The sequence below is a fragment of the Clostridioides sp. LIBA-2809 genome (assembly GCF_056688965.1).
On the sequence record NZ_CP197004.1, the window covers coordinates 3,870,832 to 3,889,871 of the forward strand.

At 29.3% G+C, this 19,040-nt stretch carries 14 protein-coding genes; all 14 read right to left on the minus strand.

The annotated features are described in order from the left end of the window. Window positions 1–110 precede the first annotated feature (110 nt). Window positions 111–1,166 (minus strand): SIS domain-containing protein, encoded by a 1,056-nt coding sequence (locus tag ACTG44_RS18260; protein ID WP_479920993.1) that lies wholly within the window; start codon window positions 1,164–1,166, stop codon window positions 111–113. Window positions 1,167–1,217: 51 nt separating this feature from the next. Continuing rightward, a complete protein-coding gene (locus tag ACTG44_RS18265) occupies window positions 1,218–2,024 on the minus strand; it encodes a PTS system mannose/fructose/sorbose family transporter subunit IID (protein WP_479920994.1) in 807 nt (268 codons plus the stop codon). Next, window positions 2,011–2,802 (minus strand): PTS mannose/fructose/sorbose/N-acetylgalactosamine transporter subunit IIC, encoded by a 792-nt coding sequence (locus ACTG44_RS18270; protein ID WP_479920995.1) that lies wholly within the window; start codon window positions 2,800–2,802, stop codon window positions 2,011–2,013. Before ACTG44_RS18270 ends, ACTG44_RS18265 begins: the two co-directional genes overlap by 14 nt. Before the next feature lie 39 nt (window positions 2,803–2,841). Then, complete coding sequence (locus tag ACTG44_RS18275; RefSeq protein WP_021386238.1) at window positions 2,842–3,264, minus strand: PTS sugar transporter subunit IIA; 423 nt, start codon at window positions 3,262–3,264, stop codon at window positions 2,842–2,844. Window positions 3,265–3,279: 15 nt separating this feature from the next. Then, window positions 3,280–3,759: a PTS sugar transporter subunit IIB gene (locus ACTG44_RS18280; RefSeq protein WP_479917622.1), complete on the minus strand. Its 480-nt coding sequence runs from the start codon at window positions 3,757–3,759 to the stop codon at window positions 3,280–3,282. Between the two features lie 131 nt (window positions 3,760–3,890). After that, entirely contained in the window at window positions 3,891–6,647 is a 2,757-nt protein-coding gene (locus ACTG44_RS18285) for a sigma-54-dependent transcriptional regulator (RefSeq protein ID WP_479917623.1), read from the minus strand. Between the two features lie 854 nt (window positions 6,648–7,501). Further along, a complete protein-coding gene (proC, locus tag ACTG44_RS18290; protein ID WP_021386204.1) occupies window positions 7,502–8,305 on the minus strand; it encodes a pyrroline-5-carboxylate reductase in 804 nt (267 codons plus the stop codon). Window positions 8,306–8,613: 308 nt separating this feature from the next. Further along, window positions 8,614–10,983, minus strand: coding sequence for a trans-4-hydroxy-L-proline dehydratase (hypD, locus tag ACTG44_RS18295; protein WP_479919513.1), 2,370 nt, complete (start codon window positions 10,981–10,983; stop codon window positions 8,614–8,616). 4 nt (window positions 10,984–10,987) lie between these two features. Continuing rightward, a complete protein-coding gene (locus ACTG44_RS18300; protein ID WP_479917624.1) occupies window positions 10,988–11,896 on the minus strand; it encodes a trans-4-hydroxy-L-proline dehydratase activase in 909 nt (302 codons plus the stop codon). Window positions 11,897–12,240: 344 nt separating this feature from the next. After that, window positions 12,241–13,320, minus strand: a complete 1,080-nt coding sequence (gene htrA, locus ACTG44_RS18305; RefSeq protein WP_021386234.1) for a serine protease HtrA — start codon at window positions 13,318–13,320, stop codon at window positions 12,241–12,243. 153 nt (window positions 13,321–13,473) lie between these two features. Continuing rightward, complete coding sequence (locus ACTG44_RS18310) at window positions 13,474–14,823, minus strand: glucose-6-phosphate isomerase (RefSeq protein WP_479919515.1); 1,350 nt, start codon at window positions 14,821–14,823, stop codon at window positions 13,474–13,476. A gap of 490 nt (window positions 14,824–15,313) precedes the next feature. Next, complete coding sequence (locus tag ACTG44_RS18315; protein ID WP_021386231.1) at window positions 15,314–16,942, minus strand: Na/Pi cotransporter family protein; 1,629 nt, start codon at window positions 16,940–16,942, stop codon at window positions 15,314–15,316. A gap of 124 nt (window positions 16,943–17,066) precedes the next feature. Beyond that, the gene (locus tag ACTG44_RS18320) at window positions 17,067–18,671 is read right to left on the minus strand and encodes an NAD(P)/FAD-dependent oxidoreductase (RefSeq protein WP_021386258.1); all 1,605 of its coding nucleotides are present in this window, start codon (window positions 18,669–18,671) and stop codon (window positions 17,067–17,069) included. Window positions 18,672–18,718: 47 nt separating this feature from the next. Further along, window positions 18,719–19,036 (minus strand): hypothetical protein, encoded by a 318-nt coding sequence (locus ACTG44_RS18325; protein ID WP_021386273.1) that lies wholly within the window; start codon window positions 19,034–19,036, stop codon window positions 18,719–18,721. Between the last annotated feature and the right edge of the window lie 4 nt (window positions 19,037–19,040).

Below are 19,040 nucleotides of genomic sequence, written 5' to 3' on the forward strand. Positions count from 1 at the left end.
GATACATTTAAAGAACTATCCTTTAAAGATAGTTCCTACAAAAACCTTATTAGAATAATATAGAAGCTATCATACAAACAATTTTAAATTGCTGTGTGATAGCTTCTTTTTTACTTATTCAGCTTCTTACTTCCTAATTTCATGTGGAACTTAGTATCTTTTGGAATACTTGGGTCTACTCCCCTTAATATAGGTATTTCTCCGCATATTAATTGTATAGGTATTATAAAGTTAAATGTTTGATAATAATGATTATCTGTAATATCTATTTTTAAGTTTTTATCATCTTCTGTAACTTCTCTACCTATAACAAATACATTGTCTGTCCATCCAGAAAGTACTTCAACCATCTTGGCTACTCTAGGCTCTTTTCCTGTATCTAATATAAATATAGTTGAATCACTATTTATAGCATTATATATACCATGTATGAACTCCTCAAACTCGTATCCAGTTACAGGTATTCTCATTGTTTCTAATAATTTCAACGCTGATTCTAGTGTGTCTCCATATATATCAGAATGACCTATTATTCTTATTTCTTTAGATTCAATTAGCTTTTCTTTGTTTCTTTCAATCCATTGCTCAGATAGCTTATACACTGATTTAAATCTATCAATTGCATCTAATATCTTATTTATCTCCTCATTATACCCTTTACTAGATATTAAGCCTTTTTCTCTAGCTATTTGAAGCCCTAATAACATTAAGTTCAACTTTGTACAGTAGTATCCTTTTGTTTTAGCTCCAGATTTTTCTTCACCACAATTTACTGTTAATATATAATCAGAAATCTCATCTATTAGAGCGTTTTTACAACCTGCCATAGATGCTATTTTACAACCATTGTCTTCTGCTAATTTCATAGCATTATATGTAGAATAACTACTTCCACCTTGAGATATCCCTACCACTAAAGTATTTTCATTGTTAAACTTAAATGTATCTTCAGTTATCATAAATGGATATATCACTACAACATCTATGTCTAATAAATTTTGTAAATATGCTTGTACTTGTAACCCTGAGTGATAACTAGTCCCTGAACCTGTTATTATAATCTTTTTTATATCTTCTTTCTTAACCTCATTAAACAAATTATCTGCATTAGATATCATTTCTCTCATTCTAGTTGGTGTCTCTAAAATATAATCTTGTATTCTCATTTTGTATGCCTTCCTTATCTATAATATATTCAACAAATTATAATTTAAGTTCTATAATAAACCTATAGCATGTAAAACAATTCCTCCTGCTATAATTCCTATAGTTAATTTTGTTACACTTACCTTTTTCTTTAACATATAATATATTAAAAAAGCAAAAGTTAAAGGCAGCATATTAGGTATTATTTTATCTAATATATCTTGTAGAACTACTTCTGCACCATTTAAGTTAAACTTCAAAGGAGTGGTTATACTTAACATCGTTGCCACCATTCCTCCTACAACAAATAAACCAACAGTTGTAGCCATAGACATTATTTTCTCCATAAGTCCTTCTTTTTGTATTCTTTCAAGGGAATTTACTCCGACTTGATATCCATATTTAAGTCCAAATATTCTAAGAGCAAATGCTGGTATATTGTATAATAGCAAGAATAATAGTGGTCCAAATATATTTCCTTCTTTTGCAAGTGATACTCCTACTCCAGCAGCTATAATTCTAAATGTTCCCCAAAATAGTGAATCTCCAATTCCTGCAAGAGGTCCCATAAGAGCTGTTTTAACAGCACTAATTGAACTTTCATCAAACTCTGCATTGTTAGCGTTTTCTTCTTCCATGGCTGCTGTTATCCCTAATATTGTAGGAACTACTACAGTTGTTGTATTAAAAATCTCTAGGTGTCTTTCTATTGCTTTTGCTTGCTTTTCTTTATTATTGTATAGTTTCTTTATTGCAGGTAACATTGAATAACAGTAACCTAAATTTTGCATTTTCTCATAATTGAATGCGCCCTGAAGAGCAAATGAGCGCCAAAACATACTTCTTAATTCTTTTTTTGTTAGTTTATTCAAAGTCAATCTCTCCTTCCGTTAAAGTATTAATTGCCAGTTGAGGATTTTGATTATTTTCTTTGTTATTTATATAAAAGTTTAATACGACTGCTACACAAACTCCAAATAGTGCAATTGCAGTTATATCTATCCCACCATAAGATGCTAAAAGGAATCCTATAAAGAAGAATACAGACATCTTTTTTGAAAGTAACATATCCATAAGAAGTGCAAATCCTACTGCTGGTAATAATGTTCCAGCGACGCCTAATCCATCTAATATAACTTTAGGTATTGCATTTATTAATATTGTAACTTTATCAGCACCAATCATGATTGCTAAAAAAGTTGGAACTGATGTACTTAAAAAGAATAGTACTACTGGTATCCACATCATTATAGTAACTTTCTTAAAATCAGCTTGTTTAGCATAAAAAACTGCTTTTTGAGAAAAGTATGAGTTTATTATTCTAACCAATACACCAAGAGATTGCGCTAAGACTGCTACTGGCACTGCAACTGCCAAAGCAACTTCTGCACCATTTCCTGACAATATAGCAAAAGCTGTACCTAATACACCACCTGTTACTACATCTGGAGGAGTAGCTGCACCTATTCCTGCAATTCCCATCCAAATTAACTCAAGTTGTGCACCAATCATAATTCCTGCCTTTATATCTCCTAAAACTAACCCTACTAACATACCTGTAACTATGGGTCTATCCAGCATAGACTGGCCAAATATACGCCCATCTAATATGCCAAAACCTGCTATAATAGCTAACATGACAGCTTGTACTAACATAGTAAACCTCCCTCTTAATTCAGTTTAAATTTAAATTAATTACATCACATTCTTAATTTTATTTTGACTTTCTAATAATTCATTTACATAAATAATTCCATTTTTTGCTTCCTCTAACCCTGATTTAGTTAATAGTTTTGTATCTTCTTCAACTGATAAAAGAACAGATAAAAGCATTGGTAAATTTACTCCTGTCAATAACTCAAATTTGACCCCTTTTAAAAGTAAATTAGTACATATATTTGCTACACTTCCACCAAATACATCTGTTAAAACAACAAATTCTTCATTAGTTTTGTTATCTGATAGTATACTTCTAATTTCTTTCTCAGCATCATCTGCTGATTTATCTTTTGTCATACAAAAGTACTCAACATTATTTAATGAACCAATTATTAATTTACTTGTATCAACAAGCTCTCTAGACAGTTTTCCATGTGTTGCAATTAAAAATTTTTTCATTTTCTTTCTCCTAAATTATTTTATTAAGTCTGATAGTTTTTTCTTTTTGTCTCTAGGTAACATTCTGAATTCTATATCAATTCCCAAATCAATTATTTCCTTAAAATTATTTATATCATTATCATCAACAGCAACTAAGTCTGTAAGCTTCTTCTTTCCTTCTTCATACCTTAATCCACCTACATTTATTTCTTTTAAAACTCCTCCTGAATTTTTAGCTACATCTAAAGCATCTTTTGTATTTTTTACTAATACTAATACATTACTTTTCTTTGATGAAGCAAATTTTTCTACTATTTCTCCAGATTCTTCTATCCCCCTTATATATAAGGTTACATTGCTAGGCTTAGCTAAATTTAATGACATAGCTTTCATTTGGTCATTTTTTGCTTCATCATTTGCAACTAAGATTACATTTATACCTAGTGACGTTGACCATCCATACGCTACCTGACCATGTATTAATCTGTCATCAATTCTCATTAAAGATATCATTTTCCTTAAATCCTCCATTCTATATTAAAATTTTTACTATTTATTCTCTTACTTAGCTATAAAAGCAAAAAGTATGCCAAATAGTGGCATACTTTTTTTAATTTTATTTATCTATTTTTTAATCCTGTATTCTACTGAGGTAGACCATAAATAATATTATAGATGTATCCTATTTCTGAAATAGGTATTTGCACACTATAACTTTTTTCTAGCACACTAAACGCATTTTTTATTAGTTTGATTTCACTATTATGATTTTTAATTAATAAATTCATATCATTATACTCTTCAATCTCAGCTTGTCTAACTAATCTTTCAATCATACAACTTAAGTGAACATATAAAGCAATCTTTTTATCATTAGGAAGTTTTTTCTTTTGAATATTTTCTATAGCATTTATTCCCTCTTCTATTCGTTCTATTATCTTTTTTGAATCCAAAATGGTCAGGCTATCTATTACTCTAGTCAATGAAAAATTCTTTATAATAGAATCATTTATATTTTTAATTTTTTCACTTTCTACTACTCTGCTAAGTATCCTAAAGACATCGTCTTCTCCTTTTCCCGATATCATATCCTCTAATAGTATGAAATCTACACCATTTACATTTGGATTGGCAGTCCCTACTATGGCCAATACATCATACATCTTGAAAATTGGGTCTTTATCTCCCATAGAGACAAGATTATCATAGTCATAGGGTATTATCTTAACATCAAAGATTCCCATTAAACTATCTGAAAGTAAGTGCTGAATTTTTATAGCAGTGCCTATTCCTGTAAAACAAGAGGATACGATTGCATACTCCTTATTTTTTTGAGGATAATACAATTGTATATTTGGTTTAGTTTCTTCATCCATAATTTCTGCAATCTCTTCAATATTTTTACTTTGCATTAATAAATTTCCTACCTCTAGTGCAGAGATAGTAGATATTTGGTCTATAAATAACATTGGACTATTTATTTTATTCTTTAAATCTTCATATATCAAATTGAGAGAACCCATATCAAATAGCACAACTAGTCCATTTTTTATTCTATCTTCATCCAAGTATCTAGACATTTGATTTGATACATCTGCTATAGTAGCATCTATAGGCATATCAATAGCTGTAAATACATTTTTACCTAGCATACGATTACATACATTTGCCATACTACTAGCTGTAGCATATCCGTGCGCTATAATCATTGCATTAATTTTATTAGACTTCATTCTTATAACTGTTGACTTAATAAATATAGTCATCATAATTATATCTGCATTATTAAGATACATATCTAATCTGTTCATTATTAATGTAGATACTTTATTTATTATAGAGTATTCTTTATAATTTTCTTTTTTTAAGTACATTAGTAATCTGCTTTCTAAATTCTTATATTCATCAGACAGTTGATAAGACTCATCCTTTAGATAAAGATATGATGAAAATGCTAATACATTATTCCCATCATATTTTATATTGTTGTTAACTTCTAGACTTCTAAATATATCCTGCATTATAGATATTATAAGATCCATAAGTACATTTTTATTTTCATCATTATTTGAAAAAATAAGATTATCCATTAATCTAATCATTAAATTGGAGCTGTTTTCGCTAAATAGCTTGTCTGTTATTTCGTTTTTTTCTAGACTATCAAAGTAATTTAAACACTCTATAAGAGTTTGATATATTATATTTCTTTTATTTCCTCCAACTGATATCTCAAGACTAGATTGGTTAGGAGAAAATACAATACTTTTGCTTTTCCCACTTTGGAATTGAAATACATCTGCATTTTCTATATAAATGTTCCTAGGAAGGTCCTGAAGTGTAACAAAGATATTTTCATTTCGTCTTTGGTTTTTTGCGTATGCTCGTCCACATGCATATTTTATTACATTTTTACATTCACCTATATTGCCTTTGAATTTTATCTTTAAAATTGTATTTAATGTAATTTGGGTTATCTCTATAGGTAAACCAAGCACTTTACTTTCTTCGTATATAAAGTGTTCTACAATCTTTCTTTTTTCAAGACTTCCTCTTTCTTCTATATTAGGTACATAAATATTTATAGGTATTCTTCTTAGAAAAGTTTGTAAAAATTCGGATAAACTCTCTGTTGTAGCAAACACTAATCTTACCTTAGCCCTTCTACTTACCCCATTCTCTCCAATTCTAGAAAATGTACCTGTATCCATAAATGTGAATAACTTTTCCTGCCCTTCACTGTTTAACCTATGTACCTCATCTAAGAATAATATGCCCCCATCAGATTGTTCTATTAGACCTGCTCTAGATTCAATTGCTCCAGTATAAGCTCCCTTTACATGTCCAAACAGTATACTGGACAATAGCTCCAAATTATTATAATACTGTGCACAGTTTAGTACATTATATGGAGCATTTTTTTCTAATATATTACTATTTACACTATATTCATATATTACCTTAGCTAAAAAGGTTTTTCCTACTCCACTTTCACCTGTTAACATTATTGTAAGTCCACCATTTGGATAAAGTACAGCCGTTTTTATTTGTTCTATTACCTCTTTTAAACTATTATCATGACCTATAATACTATTGAATACAACCTCTTGCTTTAATATTTTACACTCATTGTTAAGTTCATCTACACTTTCATAAATACTTTTTTTCGTAGGTCCTATTACATTATTTATCTTATTTTTGGGTAAAAAGATAACAGGTCTACTATTTATCTTTATAAGATTATCAGACTTGACCAAATCATTTAATAATCTACTTGATTGAGTTCTGCTTAAATTAAACTTTTTCACTATATCTTCTGTTACAATACCACCCTTTTTTTTAAGTTCATCAAAATTGTTAAATAATGTACATTCATTTACAAAACTTAAAATCTCATTCCTCATATTCAACCTCCAATATAAACATCAATAATACTATAGCACTAGTATATCATTTATATACTCATGAAAAAGCAGATTATATTCTTATCTTTTCTTAATTTTCTGTTATGGAGTAATAATATTAAATTTTTTATAGATAAAATCTTTAGCTTTTAGCCATAAATTCAAAATATCTATCTATAATTTAGTACAGAATATTTAGTATAGAATCTATGTAATATAGTTTCATTGTATTTACTATAATCAAAAGTAATGTAATATATATGTTTTTAGAACTTATTAATGAAGAAAATCTTATAAATTTTATTATTCTATGAATATTATTTCAAATTTACAAAGTCCATTAAGTAAATTTGCTTTTGTATAAATCTACTTAGAGTCTAAAAATGATATTTATAAATTTTTTATTATTATAATTTATTTATAATATAGTTAAATTTTTATCTAACTAGCCATTAATATTTAACTACTAAATACTCAATCAATCATTAATCTTTTTCCAAAATATACAAGTACAATTAAAAATTTATCTTGTAAGGGTAAAATGTATATTTTTTATAAATATAACGAAATGCTAAAAAGGACTTTAAAAAAACAGTCACACAATAGAAAATAAAGAAACTGTAGACATTTTAGATGCTTGTATTGTAGGAGGAATTATAGATGGTTGTTTAGAGATGATTTCTAAAAAATATAGTGAAAATAATTCAGAAGTAGCAGAAAATACTGCAAAAACTATTAGTACATTTATTGCACATGGTATGAATGGACTAAAAAATAAAATATAAAATAAAAATGTCTCAAAACAAGCTATGAAAGTCATTTTGAGACATTTATTTTTATATTATTCTTATTTACTATTTGCTCATATCTTTAGATTTATCTATAGCAGCAACAATAGACTTTATAACTGCTGATCTAAATCCTTCTTCTTCTAACACTCTAACTGCTTCTATAGTAGTCCCTGCTGGAGAGCAAACCATATCTTTTAATTCCCCTGGATGTTTGCCAGTTTCAAGAACCATCTTAGCTGACCCCATAACTGCTTGTGATGCAAATTTATAAGCTTGTTGTCTTGGCATACCAGCTAATACTGCTGCATCTGCCATAGCTTCTATAAACATAAACACATATGCAGGAGAAGACCCACTAACACCTGTAACAGTATCCATTAAATACTCTGATACTATTTCTGCCTCTCCAAATGATTCAAATAGAGACTTAATCATATTTAGTTCTTCATCAGTTACATTATTATTTTTACAAAGAGCTGACATACCTTCTCCAACAAGAGCTGGAGTATTTGGCATTACTCTTACTATTTTTTTATCTGAACCTATAATATTTTCTAATGTTTCTATAGTTTTTCCTGCTGCTATTGATACTATTATTTTATCTGCATCTATTAATTCTTTAAGTGGAGCTAAAGCTTTTTCACATATATTAGGCTTAAGTGCCACTAGTATTACATCAGAATTTGCAACAGCTACCTTGGAATCAGTTGTAGTCTTTACTGAAAATTCTGCTTTTACTTTATCTAAAGCAATTTGGCTTAAATCTGATACAGTTATATCTTCTGCTTTTACTAGACCTGATTTTACTATACCACCTATCATTGCACTTCCCATATTTCCTGAACCAATAAATCCTAAAGTTTTCATATCAAATCTCCTTTTTTCTATTAGTTTTTATTTTAAAGTAGCTAAATTAACTATGTTTTAACTGCTTAAAATTATCTTATTCTCATAAAATCTAACCATATTATATTAATATAAATTATTCCTTAATATATATAACACTTATTAAATATAAATTTAACGATTTTTTCATTAAACTTAACGAGCTAACTTCCAATTTAGAAAGTTAGCTCATAATTAATCTGAATTTTTTTAAATGATATCTAATAGTCTATACTATTATTATACCAGTTGCTTTTTTATATAGTAAGAAGTTTTGTTTACAAACAATCCTAGAATGTTTGCTCAGTTCTTCCTATTATCTCATCTTGTAGTGTTCTACTTAGATTATTGAAATGGTCACTATACCCCGCAACTCTAACTATTAAGTCTTTGTAATCTTGAGGATTCTTTTGAGCCTCTAATAATACATTTTTATCAAATACATTGAATTGTATATGATGCCCATCCATATTAAAGTATGCTCTTACTAGATTAGCCATATTATCCAATCCTTTTTCACCTTGAACTACTGATGGTGCAAATCTTTGATTTAATAATGTTCCACCAGTTTTTATATGGTCCATCTTAGCACAAGATTTTATAACTGCTGTAGGTCCATTAGTATCCCCACCTTTTTCAGGTGAAATTCCCTCTGAAACTGGTTTTGCACAAAGTCTACCATTTGGACTTGCTCCCATAATTTCACCAAAGTATACATGACAAGTTGTTGGTAACATATCCACTCTATATTCTCCACCACAAACAGTTGGTCTACCAGTTACCTCATTATAATATGTGTTGAATATCTCTTGCATTATCTCATCAGCATAATCGTCATCATTTCCATATTTAGGAGTCTTATTTGAAACTAAATTAAGTATAGCTTCATATCCTTCAAAATTAACATCAAGTGCTTTAAGTAATGTATCCATATCAAATTTTTTCTTATCGAATACATTATATTTTATTGCTGTTAAACTATCTGTTATAGTTCCTATACCAACACCTTGTATATATCTAGTGTTATATCTTGCTCCACCTCTTTGATAGTCCTTACCTTTTTCTATACAATCATCAACTATTGTAGACATAAGTGGGCAAGGCATATGTTTTGCACATATATTTTCTATTACAGCATTTCCTTCTATTTTTATATCAATCATATAATGTAATTGCTTTTTAAATGCCTCAAATAATTCCTCATAAGATTTAAAGCTTCTAGGGTCTCCAGTTTTAATACCTATTTGCTTTTTGCTAATTGGGTCATATCCATCATTTAATGTTAATTCAAGTATTTTTGGAATATTCATATATCCAGTTAAAACATATGCTTCTTTACCAAAGCATCCAGTTTCAACACACCCACTAGTTCCACCAAGTCTTGCATCTTCTATAGTCTTTCCAGCTTCCATAAGTTCTTGTACTATTGCTTCAGTGTTATAAAATGCTGGTTGACCCCATCCTTTTCTTGATATTTCACAAGCTCTCTTTAAGAATTTTTGAGGAGTTTTTTTACTTATTTGAACGTTTGAACTAGGTTGTATCAATTTCATTTCATCCATAACATCAAGTATTATATAACTAACTTCATTAACACCATCTTGACCGTCTGGATTTATTCCACCAGTGTTTATATTTGCAAAGTCTGTGTATGTGCTACTTTCTTTTAATGTTATACCAACTTTTGGTGGTGCTGGTTGATTATTAAATTTAACCCATAAACATTCAAGCAATTCTTGTGCTCTATCTCTATCTAACACTCCATTCTCTACATCTCTTTCATAGAAAGGATTTAAATGCTGGTCAAGTCTTCCTGGAGTAAAAGCATCCCATATATTAAGTTCAGTAGTAACCCCTATATGAACAAACCAGTACATTTGTATAGCTTGATGATAAGTTTCTGGTTTATGAGCTGGTACAACATCACAAGTTTCAGCAATTAGTAATAAATCTTTTTTCTTAGCTTCATCTGTTTCTTCTTCTGCCATTTGTCTTGCTTTCTCAGCATATCGCTTACCTAATATTACCATTGCATCACAAGCTATTGCCATAGCTTCTAAATCAGCTTTCTTATTATATGCATCTAAATCATTAAGAAAATCTAATTCTTTTAGTCTTGCTTCTACATCTTTCTTTAAATCTAAAAATCCTTTTTTATATATTGTATCTCCACAAACTGTATGTCCAGGAGCTCTTTGCTCCATAAACTCTGTGAACATACCTGCTTCATATGCTGCTAACCATTCAGGTGTCATTGCATTTATTATTTTTTCTCTTGTTTGTCTCTTTTTCCAGAAAGGTATTATTTCTTCCTGTTGTATTTTTTTAGCTTCTTCAGATACACTGAAATTTATTATATCTCTATTGTGCATTACATCTAAATCTTCTAAAGTATGACAACAAATTTCTGGATATGTTGGTGCTCCATTAGGAGAATCACCTTTTTCACCTACTATTAATTCTCCATCATTTATGCTAAGAGTTCTATTCTCTATATAATGCTTAAATGATAAAGCACGAAGTACAGGAATTTCTACACTTCCTTCATATTTTTTATAAGCCTCTGTCATAAGTACTGCTCTTTCAATAGATATGTGTGGTTCTGCGTTAACACTTTCTTCTCTTAATTTTTTAGTTCTCTCAAAAGTTCCTCTTGACATTTTATTACCCCCCAATCTTAGTATTGAAATTACTTGCTTCAAACAGCCTTTTTATTTCTTCTAATTTTTCTTCAGTTGGTCTTTGTAATTCTTCTCCCTCATACTTTTTATAAATCTTATCATACTTATGTTTACCAATATTATGATATGGAAGAAGACTTACAGCTTTTATATTCAAAGGCTTTAAAAATTCTATCATTTTTTTAACCTCTAAATTTTCATCATCTACATTTACTCCTACTATTAATGGTATTCTTATATTTATATTAGCTCCTAATTCACTCAGAAGTTTGACATTTTCCAATATTAAGTCATTTGATTTTCCTGTAAATTTTATGTGCTTTTCTTCATCAATAAGCTTAATATCATATAAAAATAAATCTGCACATTTTGCAACTCTCTCATAATTTTCTGACCTTGCATAACCACAAGTATCAATTGCTACATGAATCCCCTTTGATTTGCACATATTTATTACTCCACAAATAAAATCCATGTCTTGAGCCATTACTTCCCCACCTGATAGAGTTACTCCTCCACCTGATTCTTCATAGAAAATTCTATCCTTCTCTATCTCTTTAACCAAACTTTTTACAGAATACTCTTGACCAACAATTTCTCTTGCATTGTTTACACAATAGTCTAAGCAAGTTTCACAAAATTCACACTTATCTTGGTCTAAACATATTTTTGTTTCCCCTTTGAAGATTGCTTTATGAGGACATATGTTTATACATGCTTCACATCTTGAACATCTTTCGTCATTATACAAAACTTGTTTTGTATATGTTTGACTCTCTGGATTATGACACCAAACACACTCAAGTGGACATCCTTTAAAAAAAACTGTACTTCTTATTCCTGGTCCATCATGTATACTACATTTTTGTAAGTTTATAACTAATGGATTCATAATTTTTCACCCCTAAATAATATCCATTCCATTTTTTCATCTTTATGTAATTTATTTTCATAGGTTGTATCTATGAAAAGCATTTCTACAATTACATAATACTATATTTGTTATTATTTTGTCTATATTTTTTTAGTGTTATTAAAAAATTTTATTTTATTATGATATTTATACTGATTTTATAAATTAAATTTAAATATTTATTAAATTTATTTTTATAAGTAAATATAGCTATATCACATAAACAATATATTATTTTTGTTAATTTAGATATATATACTATAAAAATTAAATAAAAATAGAGACTACACTTTATCATGTAGTCTCCACCTTTCTAGTCATATTTAGAAATTCACATTTATTGTTACTGCTTTTCCGCCTCTATTTACTGTAATTTTTGTACTAGCTCCTTTTGAGAAAGTATATAACTTTTTATTTAGGTCATTCATACCTGTTATATTTGCATCTCCTACTTTAGTTATAATATCTCCTACTTTTACTCCAGCTTTTTCTGCTGATGAGCCAGATACTACTTCTGCCACATAAACACCTTTATCAGTACTTAATTTTGTTCCTGTAGCTGCCTCATAGTTTGATACATCTGTACCTTTTATACCTAGAGTCACTTTTTCATATTTTCCAGTTTTTATTACTTCTTCAACTATGCTTTTAGCTGTATTAATTGGTATTGCAAATCCTAAGCCTTCTGCTTGAGAAGCTTTTGCTGTGTTTATACCAATTACTTGACCTTTTTGATTTAATAATGGTCCTCCACTATTTCCTGCATTTATACTTGCATCAGTTTGTAATAAACCAGTCATATTAGTTTTTTCTGTTTGTATAGTTCTATCTAATCCACTTATTATCCCTTGAGTAACTGTTTTTTGGAAATCTAATCCAAGTGGATTACCTATTGCTATTGATATATCTCCAACCTTTACTTTATCACTATCAGCAAATTCTGCTGGTGTCAATCCAGTTTTATCAACTTTAACTATAGCTAAATCAAGTTGTTGGTCAAACCATACAACTTTACCTGAAGTTGTTGAACCATCATTGAATAGTACATTTACACTTGTAGCTTGACCATCTGATATAACATGAGAATTAGTAAGTATATAACCATTTGAATCTACTATGATTCCAGTTCCTACACCTTGTGTTTCAGTTGGTATTGCAAACATATTATTAGTATCGACGCTAGTTGTCGTAATACCTACAACAGATGGTGTGGCTTTTTCTGCAACTGCTTGATAAATATTTTGACTTTTACCATCATCATTTACAACTATAGGTGTAGAATTTCCTGTAGTCTTACTTCCTAAATTATCTTTAACTAAAATTATTGTTAGTAAACTACTAAGTATTGAACTTATTATAGCAACTAATATTACTAAACTTATACCTTTCTTTCTTCTTGACATCTCATACCACTCCCTATCTAATATAATATAAATTATCAAAATATATTTTTCCCAATTTTTCATAAAAAAATGAAATCATCTATTTTGAGTAAACTCTTTTTCGATGATTTCATTATATTATTTTAATCTTAATTAAACCTTAACTATTTAAAATTATTTAAGTCTTTTTTCTAATTCTTCCTTTTCTTTTTCATAACCTGGTTTTCCTAATAAGGCAAACATATTTTTCTTGTAGGCTTCTACTCCTGGTTGGTCAAATGGATTAACACCCAATAAATATCCACTTATTCCACAAGCTTTTTCAAAGAAATACACTAAATATCCAAAATTATATTCGTCTAATTGAGGTATATTTATTACTAAATTAGGTACTTTTCCATCTGTGTGGGCTAATAGAGTTCCTTCAAAAGCTTTATGATTAACAAAATCTACAGTCTTACCTGCTAGATAGTTTAGACCATCTAAATCTACTTCCTCTGAATTTATAGTTATATTTCTCTTACAGTTTTCAACATTAAGTACTGTCTCAAATAAGATTCTTTTCCCATCTTGGATATATTGACCCATAGAGTGTAAATCTGTTGAAAAATCTACAGAAGCAGGGAATAACCCTTTATTTTCTTTTCCTTCACTTTCTCCATAAAGCTGTTTCCACCACTCACTCACATAATGTAATTGAGGTTCATAGTTAACCAATAGCTCTACATCTTTTCCTTTTCTATGTAAAATTGTTCTAGCAACAGCATATCTATAACTATCATTACTTTTTAAATCAGGATTTTGAAATGCTTCTCTAGCATCACTTGCACCTTTCATCATAGCATCAATATCAAGCCCTGCAGCAGCAATAGGAAGTAATCCAACTGCTGTTAGTACAGAAAAACGACCGCCTACATCATCTGGTATTACAAAAGTCTCATATCCTTCTTCTGTAGCTAACTGTCTAAGTGCTCCTTTACTTGAATCTGTTGTTGCATAAATTCTCTTTTTCGCTTCTTCTTTGCCATACTTTTTCTCTAAGTAATCTTTAAATATTCTAAAAGCAAGAGCTGGTTCTGTAGTAGTTCCTGATTTAGATATTACATTTACAGAAATATCCTTACCTTCAATTACATCTAATAAATCCATAATATATGTTGAGCTTATATTGTGTCCTACGAAATATACTTCTGGAGCCTTTCTTTGTTCCTTTTTAAGCCCATTTCTAAATGAATGACTTACCATATCTATAGCAGCTCTTGAACCCAAATAAGAGCCTCCTATACCTATTACTAAAAGAACGTCTGAGTCAGATTTTATCTTTTCAGCAGATTTTTTTATTCTATCAAACTCTTCCTTATCATAATTTTTAGGAAGGTCTATCCAACCTAGAAAAGTATTTCCTAAACCCGTTTTATTATGTAACATGTCATGTGCAACATCTACATATGGTTGCATAACATCTATTTCGTTTTGACAAAAAAACTCCGTAGCTTTACTATAATCAAAATTTATTTTTCCCATTTAAATCCCTCTTTTCAGCATATTCGTTTTAAAGAGATTATAACATAAAATATGGGTGTTTTTTTTTAAAATTTGCCACAAAATTATACATATATCACCATTTATTATCAGGAAATCGATTCTTCTAAATACTATAACTATCTATAAATTATAAATTTTTAATCAAATAAAGTTATTAAAAATAGTATATCATCTGTATTTCACAGAAAATTAAAACATGCTATATGGATGATTGACAAGAAATAATGCTTTGTTTAAATTAATTGAAATACAGTTTATACGTCCTTACATGTAAATTTAAATAGATTTAAGTTGTAGGTAAAATCTTTATGGAAAAATCTAGTACTAAATTTATGATGCAGTATTAAAGTCGCTTTATTGGAATAGTTATACAGTCGGATAGTTGAATTATAAATAACCAATAAAAAAAAACTCTAAACTTATCATTTAGAGTTTCTCTTTCATTTATATTTTAATTCTTATATTATTTTTAATCATTTCCTAATCTCTTAGCTATAACTTGTTGTGCTATGTTGACAGCATGGTCAGATATTCTCTCTAGATTACTTATTACATCTAAATAAATAACTCCATTCTCTATACTACATAGATTATTATTCAATCTGTACATATGATTAGCTCTACAAGATTTTTCCATTATATCAACTTGCTCTTCGATTTTTATAACCTTGCAAGCCAAATCTACATTATCAGTTCTCATTGATTCTAATGCATAAGTATATGCTGAAACAACCTTATTGTACATAACATCAAGTTCAGATTGTCCTTCTTCTGAGAAAGAAATATTTGAATCTATTGCAACTTGTGATAATTCAGCTATATTTTTAGCATGGTCACCAATTCTTTCTATATCATTAACTGTGTTAAACAAGGTATCCACAACTTCTCTCGAATCATCATCTAAAGGTGCTTTTGAAAGTTTAAGTAAGTAATTCAAAATAGCTTTCTGCAAATCATTGATTAATCTCTCTCGTCTATATGTCTTGTCTATTTTTTCAGTTGCATGTTCTACTAAAGCCTCCATAGAAGCATTTAAACTTTCCTTAGCCTTTTCACCCATACGAAGTGTTTCTTTTATCGTATTTGCAAGAGCTATAGAAGGAGTTTCTATCATTCTATCATCTATATATTTAATAGTCTTAGCTTCATCTTCATCTATATCGCCTTCTTTATCAGGAACAAGTCTTATTGCTAGCTTTATGATAAGCTTTGTAAATGGTAAAAGTATTAAGACAGATATTATATTAAACAGTGTATGTGTATTAGCTATTTGTCTTGCAACATTACTTGGGTCCCAACTTGTAACCAAGTTTACTACTGGCTTATTTAATAATATTAAGAATATCACCGTTCCTAAAACATTAAAGATTAGATGCATCATAGCTGCTCTTCGTGCATTTTTATTGGCACCAATACTCGATAACAGCGAAGTTACACATGTCCCAATATTTTGACCATAAAGAATTGGCAATGCTGCTGATAATGGCACTAGACCTTCTGCTGCCAATGCAACCAACATACCCATAGATGCACTTGAACTTTGTATTATTGCTGTGATTCCAAATCCCAATAATAATCCAAGTAGTGGATATCTACCAAATGTAACTAGTAAGTCAGTGAACCCTTGATAGTCTCTTAATGGCTCAACTGCCATTTTCATAAAATCCATACCTGTAAACAATATACCAAAACCTATAAGTATTTCGGCTATATTTTTTATCCTAGGCTTATTTCCAAATAAATAAAGTATGATACCTATACCTAATGCTACTGGAGCCATACCAGTTAAATCAAAAGATACCAATTGGGCTGTAACAGTAGTACCTATATTGGCACCCATTATTACCCCAATTGCCTGCTTTAATGTCATTATGCCTGCATTTACGAAACCAACAACCATTACAGTAGTAGCACTTGAACTTTGTATTACTGCTGTAACTCCTGTACCTACTAAAACTCCCATAAATAGGTTACTAGTAAGTAATTTTATTATCTTTTTTAGCTTTGTCCCAGCAGATTTTTGTAGACCTTCTCCCATAAGGTTCATACCATATAAGAATAGACCTAATCCACCCATTAGACTTATTATAATGTTCAAATTATTTCCTCCTTGTAAAGAGATTACTGTATCTAAAAATTTTTATAACCTATTGTATTTTATCAAATTATAGGAGTGATAATGTTAAATTCATGTTAAATATTAAAAAATCATTAAATTTATGTTAAATTTTTGTATTATTAGTGTATTTTTGTATTATTTTTTCTGCACATTTTATACCATCAACTGCTGCTGTAACTATCCCACCTGCATATCCAGCACCTTCACCACATGGATATAGATTCTTAACACTTACTGACTCTAAAGTGTCCTCATCTCTTACTATTCTTATTGGTGATGATGACCTAGTCTCTACTCCAGTTAAAACAGCATCATACATTGCAAATCCATTCAATTTTTTATCAAGAGATATGAATGCCTCTCTCATAGTTTCTGTTACAAAACTAGGTAAACATTCACTTAAATTTGTAAGTGTATATCCAGGTCTATATGATGGCTCAACACTACCTAAATTTGTAGATGCTTTATTATTGATAAAATCTCCAACAAGTTGAACTGGTGCATTGTAATTTTTTCCACCTAATTCAAAAGCTAATTTTTCATATTCTTGTTGGAAATGTACACCTGCTAGAGGATTATCACTATTAAAGTCTTCTGGAGTTACATTTACTAAAAATGCACTATTTGCATTTACCTTGTCCCTTGCATGTTCGCTCATACCATTTGTAACTATTTCAAAGTCATTTGATGCAGATGCTATGACACTACCTCCTGGACACATACAAAAGGTATATGCTGTTCTTCCATTTGAAACATGCTCTATAAGTCTATAATCGGCTGCTCCTAGTCTAGGATGATTGTAAAACTCCTTATATTGTGCTTTATTTATTAAATCCTGTGGATGCTCAACCCTAGCTCCTATTGCAAAAGGTTTTTGAATTATTTTTACACCTCTTGAATACAACATTTCATAAGTATCTCTTGCACTATGTCCAACAGCTAATATAACTGTATCTGTATCTATTTTTTCAATACCATTTATCATTACAGATTGTATAGAATCATTTGATACAACTACATCAGTCACTTTTGAATTAAACCTAACTTGACCACCTAGATTTATTATTTCATTTCTTATATTTTTAACTACATTTTTTAATATATCTGTTCCTACATGTGGCTTATGTGAGTATAATATTTCATCTGGTGCTCCAAATTGAACTAACTCTTCCAATACTTTTCTGCATCGTATATCTTTTATTCTTGTTGTAAGTTTACCATCTGAAAAAGTTCCTGCTCCACCTTCTCCAAATTGAACATTTGAATTATTCTTAAACTTTCTAGTTGTCCAAAAATCACTTATATCTTTAGTTCTATTGTCTACATCAAGACCTCTTTCAAGTAGGATTGGTTCATACCCCATTTGAGCTAAAATTAAACCTGCAAACAAACCTGCTGGTCCACTACCAATTACTAAAGGATTATTCTTCAATTTTTTATTACCCATAGTCACATTTGTATATCTGATTTCCTTTATTTTTGTTACATCTTTTATTTTTGAACTGAGTATTTTATCTTCGTCTTTAACTTCTACATCTACAGAATAAACAAACTCCATTTTTCCTTTTTTTCTAGCGTCTATAGATTCTTTATATATACTATATTTAACTAAGTTTTTTTCTTTTATTCTAAGCTTCTTAAGTACAATATCTTTTAATAAAGATATATCTTTATCGATTCCAAGTTTTATATTAGATACTCTTAACATATTGTTTTCCTCTCTTAGATTGTAATATAAAAAAGCTAGGGTTATTCCTAGCTTTCTACAAATATAACTTCTATATTCTCTTTTACTAGATTTTCTACCCAAATCTCGTCTAACACAAAATTCTTTATTTTATTTACAACAATTGCTTTATCTAAATCTTTTTTCAAGTTTTTTACTAAGACCATTGCTTCAACTGACTTATTCAATCTTTCAACATACAGAGAATTCACTTTAATTAATATAACCCTTAATTCACACACATATAACTCTTCACTACCTAAAGTGATTTCATCATCATATTTATACACACTAAATTCATATACATTTTCATAAGGTGTTATATTTTCTATTCCTACATAGTCCATTTAT